Genomic DNA, 389 nt, shown 5'->3' with positions numbered 1-389 from the left:
CTCCAGTCAACAGCAATGACGCACAACGTAAGGTCTCGGGTCAGAAGCCGGGTAATGTTATGAAAAATAGCCGGAATATCACGGTGTAAAGCATCATTGCCCAGCAGGCGATCGATGCGTTTAATCTTGTTTTTTACCTGAGCATTGCCGGGCAGATAGCGTCCAATGCTGGTAAGGGTGAGGGATGCGCCCCGACTGAGCGCAGCAGTGGCGTCAAGGATGGCACGCTGGCGGTACTGATGAAATGGAGCCAGAGCATCACGGAAAAACTTCTGGCATAATGAACGAACGGGCATAGAGGTGATCTCCCTGAATTGTTAGCACAACCAGTAGATCACAAAACTCTATGCCCGTCCTTTTTTACCCGCCCATTACTGGGGATTCCTCAG

Annotated in this window: 1 pseudogene; it reads right to left on the bottom strand. The window is 50.9% G+C overall.

The features are described from left to right. Window positions 1-296, bottom strand: a pseudogene (locus tag JJB97_RS18415) (IS4 family transposase); the annotation flags it as partial. Window positions 297-389 lie beyond the last annotated feature (93 nt).

The sequence above is a fragment of the Tenebrionibacter intestinalis genome (assembly GCF_016632365.1).
GTDB classification, from domain to species: Bacteria; Pseudomonadota; Gammaproteobacteria; order Enterobacterales; family Enterobacteriaceae; genus Tenebrionibacter; species Tenebrionibacter intestinalis.
The sequence above is the reverse complement of the archived record's forward strand: the minus strand, read 5'-3'. Positions and strand labels throughout refer to the sequence as shown.